Source organism: Streptomyces sp. NPDC031670 (genome assembly GCF_055580545.1).
The window spans coordinates 1-5,272 of sequence record NZ_JBVILC010000047.1; the positions used below are offsets into that span (position 1 = coordinate 1).

5 protein-coding genes and 1 pseudogene are annotated in these 5,272 nt (G+C 66.5%); 4 read left to right on the forward strand and 2 right to left on the reverse strand.

From position 1 onward, the window contains the following. Positions 1–474: 474 nt before the first annotated feature. Entirely contained in the window at positions 475–903 is a 429-nt protein-coding gene (locus tag ACZ5ID_RS36730) for an RICIN domain-containing protein (RefSeq protein ID WP_468907090.1), read from the forward strand. A 326-nt stretch (positions 904–1,229) separates the two neighbouring features. Then, positions 1,230–1,594: pseudogene (locus ACZ5ID_RS36735) on the forward strand (Tn3 family transposase); the annotation flags it as partial. Here ACZ5ID_RS36735 and ACZ5ID_RS36740 read toward each other — a convergent pair. Together ACZ5ID_RS36740 and ACZ5ID_RS36745 are read right to left on the reverse strand one after the other, a co-directional pair. Continuing rightward, on the reverse strand, positions 1,591–1,776 hold the full coding sequence (locus ACZ5ID_RS36740) for a hypothetical protein (protein WP_468907092.1): 186 nt from the start codon (positions 1,774–1,776) through the stop codon (positions 1,591–1,593). The pseudogene ACZ5ID_RS36735 and the gene ACZ5ID_RS36740 overlap by 4 nt on opposite strands. Positions 1,777–2,019: 243 nt before the next feature. Continuing rightward, positions 2,020–3,030: a quinone oxidoreductase family protein gene (locus tag ACZ5ID_RS36745; protein ID WP_468907094.1), complete on the reverse strand. Its 1,011-nt coding sequence runs from the start codon at positions 3,028–3,030 to the stop codon at positions 2,020–2,022. 188 nt (positions 3,031–3,218) lie between these two features. On the opposite strand from ACZ5ID_RS36745, the gene ACZ5ID_RS36750 reads away from it, so the two are divergent. Both ACZ5ID_RS36750 and ACZ5ID_RS36755 read left to right on the forward strand, forming a co-directional pair. Further along, positions 3,219–3,551 carry a hypothetical protein gene (locus ACZ5ID_RS36750; RefSeq protein ID WP_468907096.1) on the forward strand — a complete coding sequence of 111 codons (333 nt, stop codon included), beginning with the start codon at positions 3,219–3,221 and terminating at the stop codon, positions 3,549–3,551. Positions 3,552–4,144: 593 nt separating this feature from the next. Beyond that, positions 4,145–5,134, forward strand: coding sequence for a DUF4238 domain-containing protein (locus ACZ5ID_RS36755; protein ID WP_468907098.1), 990 nt, complete (start codon positions 4,145–4,147; stop codon positions 5,132–5,134). Positions 5,135–5,272: the final 138 nt, after the last annotated feature.

A 5,272-nucleotide genomic window follows, 5' to 3' on the forward strand; every position in this document is an offset into this window, starting at 1 on the left:
TGGACCTCCTCCAACACCTCATCGCCACCTGGACCGGCACCTGCCCCACCTGCCGACAACCCACCTGGCAGCCCTACGACACCACCTAACAAAGCACTACTAGGACTTGTCCGGGTGATCACGTTCGTAGCCAGATGGCGAGGGCTGGCGCTGTCGCGGTGCCGAGGAGGATATTGCCGGGCTCGTCGTGGTGAGTGGCGCCCGCCCGGTGTTGGTTCAAGCGGTTGTTCGCTGGTTCGACGGTGTTGCGTTACTTGCACTGCTCGTCCCACGGGGTAGAGCGATTGAGCTGTTGTATTCGGAATTCTGTACGGATTGAGGGCGTGGCTCGCACTAGCGCTTGCAGTCCCGGGGTGGTTCTGGGCCATCTATGGGCGTTTGACCAGCCATTCAGGGTGGTCCTCGTAGGGCACGGCAAATGCCACTGCTACCAAAGGCGATGTAACTGCCACTTCGGTTGATTCGAGGAGAACCATGGCCATCTTCACCGCCACCCTGGTAGCTCGCCACAGCGGCAGGCTCGCATCCGTCCTCAAAGAGAGCACCGCCAACGGCGCCGAGGTCGTGCAATGGGACTACGTCCCGGGAAAGAAGAACCAGATCTGGAATCTCGAAGCAACGACGGGCGGCTACTACCTCGTCCGCGCGACCCACAGCAACGAATGTCTGTCCGTGCTCGCTGAAGACACGACGGACGGTGCCAAGGCGGTCCAGTGGGACTACGTCCAGGGCAAGCAGAACCAAGAGTGGAAGCTCATCCAGCGGGACGACTACTACTTCTCGTTGGAGGCACGCCACAGCGGCAAGCTGCTGTCCGTGCTCGACGCCGGCACGGCCAACGGCGACAAGCTCGTTCAGTGGGCTGACGAGAACAAGCCTAACCAGCACTTCCGCCTGGGCTAGGACTTGTTCGGCCGGTCATGGGCGGAACCAGACGACGGGTGCTGCGGCGGTGGCGGTGCCGAGGTAGACGGAGCGGCGCTTGTCGTAGCGGGTGGCCACGGCTCGGTGCTGCTTCGGAACCGGGCGGTGGCACCCCGGTGAGACAAGCTCGCGGTCCGCTTCGAGGCAACTGTCCTTGTCGCCGCGATCAACGAGTGGCTGTGACTTGCCGGTCGTTTCATGTCCCGCTGTTCAGGGCGTTTCGTGCGGGGCCGTGGACGGCGGGGTGGGGGTCGTCGGCGGCCTGGAGGAGGACTGGTTCGGCGGCAGGGCCCAGGAGGCGGACGCTCACCGTGCAGGAATCCCGCCACAAGCTGGCGAGGGACGTGTGCCAGGGCGAGCGCGGCACCATCCACCAGGCGTACCGCGACGGCATGGAGGACCAGCTCGGCGCGCTCGGCCTGGTCCTCAACGCCATCGTGCTCTGGACCACGAAGTACATCGCCGCCGCCGTCGCCCAGCTCCGCGCCGAGGGCCACGACATCCGCGACGAGGACATCGCCCGCCTCTCCCCGCTCAAGCACCGCAACCTGAACCTGCTCGGCCGCTACAGCTTCACCGCCAGTGTCCGGCCGCTGGCGCCCTGCGCCCACTGCGCGACACTGACGCGCCGGAGCTGGACGAGGACGACGACGGGGGCCGGCCGGACTAGTCGTGGCCGACCAGCGCGGTGATGAGCTTGCGGGCCCTCGCCTTGGTCAGCCGCTTCGCGGCCGTCGCGCACCGCTGCCGGGGAGCGCGCGGGGCGATGCCACTGCCCTTGATCACCTTGGCGAACTCGGCGTCGAACCGCTCCTTGCCGACCTTCTTGGCGAACGTGGTCAGGTACTTCACCTGCGTGGCGATCGTAGGCTCCGTCTTGTGGTGAACTAGGTGTTCTGTCCCGGGAGGTCGTGGACGGGTGAGCCAGGCCTCGGCTGAGGGATCTTGAAAGGGTGTGACCCAGATGCGCCAGAAACCTGCCAGAACTTGATCTTGGTCTACTGAGTGCCTGACGCTGTCGGGGATCTTGGCGATGACGGTCGGCCATGCCCCCGACATCTCAGCCTCCAAGATCCCCCACCTCGTCACCCGCGATCAGCTCTGCGTTTCCTCGCGGCGTCCAAGAGCGGCCGCATCGGGTATGACGAGCAGCTTGCCGGTGGTACGCCGAGCCTCCAGATCGCTGTGGGCCTGGGCGGCCTCGGACAATGCGTAGCGGCCCGTTACGTTGACCTCAAGCGCCTTGGAGCGCACCCACTCGAACACATCGGCGGCCCGTCGGAGCAGTTCGGACCGATCGGCTATGAAGTCCCCGAGGCTGGGCCGGATCAGGGTCAGCGAACCGCCGTGGGCGAGGCGAATCGGATCAAACGGCGGCACGGCACCACTTGCCGCGCCGAAGAGCACGAGATGGCCGCGGGTTCGCAGGCTGGCGAGGCTCGCATCGAAGGTGTGCGCGCCCACGCCGTCGAAGACAACCGGCAGTCCCTGACCGCCGTTGAGCCGCCTCACCTCGGCTGCGAGATCGTCGACTGCGGAGGAAAGGATCACCTCAGCGGCCCCGGCACGCTTCGCCAGGTCGGCCTTCGCCGTGGTCGACGTCGTGCCGATCACCCTGCCGTCGAGATGGGTGATGAGCTGGGTCAAAAGCAGCCCCATGCCACCAGCAGCCGCATGCACGAGCACCGTGTCGCCCCCCTGAACCGGGTAGGCGTCCTTGACGAGATAGTGCGCGGTCATGCCTTGGAGGAGCATGGCGGCGGCTGTCTCGAAGCCGATGTCGTCGGGCAGCGGCACAAGCCGGGAGGAGTCCACGACGGCCCGTTCGGCATACGTGCCGGGAATCTCCACCCAACCGACCCGGTCCCCGACTGTGACGTCAGCGACGCCGGGTCCAACTTCGACGACCGTGCCGGCGCCCTCAGCGCCCGGGGTGAAGGGCAGCGGGAGGCTGTAACGGCCTTCGCGGTGGTAGACGTCGAGGAAGTTGACCCCGGATGCGGCGACCTCCACGATCGCCTCGCCCGGACCCGGCCGCGGCAGGTCCACCTTGGCCACCTGCAGCACCTCGGGACCGCCCACTTCGTACACCTGTATCGCTCGCATGACCCCTCCAATAACGGTTCATCCCCCACCAACCCCGTTGGTGGCGATCCGATTCCCGGCAAGCAGACCAGGCCGCCGCCCCCGCCGAGAGCTGAGACGCCTGCTTTGCACCCAGGTCTGGGACAGGAGACCGAGGCGGTGTGTATGGCGGGTGCCTGACCCCGCAGTCCGTCAGGTTCGATGGCACCGTGGCGAGACGACCCAAGACGAAGAAGAAGCGGCCCCCCTTCGGCATACCGAAGGAGATCATCCTGCTGACTGGGCAAGACGTGTGGCCCTACACGTTCATCGCCGACGACTCGGGTGGCGGATGCGGCAAGGTCCCGATGCCCGCCGACGCGGCCCCCGAGGAGGTACAGACGGCGATCTTCACACACCTTGCGGACCTTACCCGCATGTTCCATGGCGTTGAGATCGACGTTGAGTGGTCCTCCCTGACGCCGGACTCGTGGGTAGGCCACATCCGGCGTGTCACCGCGGAGGAGCCTGCTCCGCCTGGCGCGGTACCTGAAGTCGGCTGACCACGGGGCGGCTCACCGAGCACCGAAAACGTCATGCCCTTCGACACCGAATCAGTCGGAACCGGGCCGTACACAGCCGAGGATCCCGGCCGGCAGGGCCAGTTCGTGGTGCCAGCGCCTCAGAAATCTCGAACTCAGGCGCTTTCCCTGGCGGCTACATCGGCGAGTCCACGCGCAGGGAAATCGACTATGCCCACGCCACCGGCAAGCCGATTTCGTTCACCGATCCCGCTCCCGCTGCCACGTAGTTCGCCGGGGGAGTGTCCCAAGATCCCAGGGCATACACGCACTCCAGTGCGATGCCGCAGCTCAGAGCCCCCGGGCATCGCACCTCAGTGGGTGTAGGGCCTGGGAGCGGTGCTGCTGGCTCTGGACAGCGAAGGACCCCGGGCCGCTCTGCGCCCTGGGGTCCTGTCGCCGGTCTCACCGCCGCTGCTCACCCGTCGTCAGGCGCGCCGCCCACCCACGCCATCGGCCGGCCGCAACCTCACGATCGTCGGCCAGACGGGCGGCGGACTGCACTGCTACCTTGACCTGCGCCAGCCCACCGAAAATGCATCTCGCTTGTCGGACCTGGTTGCCACACTGGGCGGATGAACGAGGGATCATCCAGTCAGTGGCTGGTGGCGGCGCAGCAGATTGATGCCCGGATCGAGGAACTCCGGCCCGAGGCCGATCGCCACGTGGTCGGTCAGCACGTGATCTCCCAAGTGCTGCTCAAGCGCTTCGCCACTCCATTCGGCAGTAACGGGCTCAAGCTCGTGCCGTTCAACCTTGACCACCCCGACCGTTTGCACAAGATGGCGAGCCCGCGTGAGTGCGGCAAGGTCAAGTACTCCGCACGCTTCGCTTCTGCCTCTCTGGAACAGGTGTGGGGCAAGATCGAGACACGGATACCCGACGCCGCGCGCGCGGTGGAGCGGGGCAATGTCTTCCAGCATGAGCACCATGTGCAGACCCTGAAGGACCTGATCGCCCTGCACCTGGTCCGCTCGCTGAACTACCGCACCGTCCATGGGCGCACCTTCGCCAAGGTCTACACCGAGCACCGCACCGCCTTGCTTACGGAGAAGTCCGACCTGCTGCGCCTCGCGGTACTGCAACGCAGCGGACTTCACCTTCCCGGACCGCAGGGCCTGGCCGCGGCGGCGGACCAGATCTTGAGCCCACACCTGGCGAACTTCGAGAACGGTGCGGACTTCCGGGCGCGGATCGAGGTGACCTTCGACAAGGCGAAGGAGATGATCAGCAGTGCGGGCCTGGAGATTCTGGTGCCCGCTGCCGGGGAGTTCCTGCTGGGCGACACCCCGGCCTTGGCGATTCAGCAGAGGGGAACCAGAACTGCCTTCAATGTTGCGATTGGCGACTCCACCGCGATCGTGTTGCCTTTCGGCCCCAAGCATCTGTTGGTCGGCAGGCCGCCCCGCAACGGTATGAGTATTGCCAGCGAGGAGACGGTCGGCTTCCTCAACCGGCTTCAGATCGAGGCAGCGGAGCAGCGCGTCTACCTCCGGCCCCGCAGCGGTCAGGAGGCCATCGTCCGCAGGTACCTCAAACAGGGCAGCCGAAGTGCCAGGAGATAGAGGTCCGCAAGCGACTTCACTTCTTGCCGTGCATGGCCAGGAGAGGGAGACCGGAATCGCGGGGGGGGGGGGGGGGGGGGAGGAAGGGGGGGGGGGGGGGGGGGGGGGGGGGGGGGGGGGGGGGGGGGGGGGGGGGGT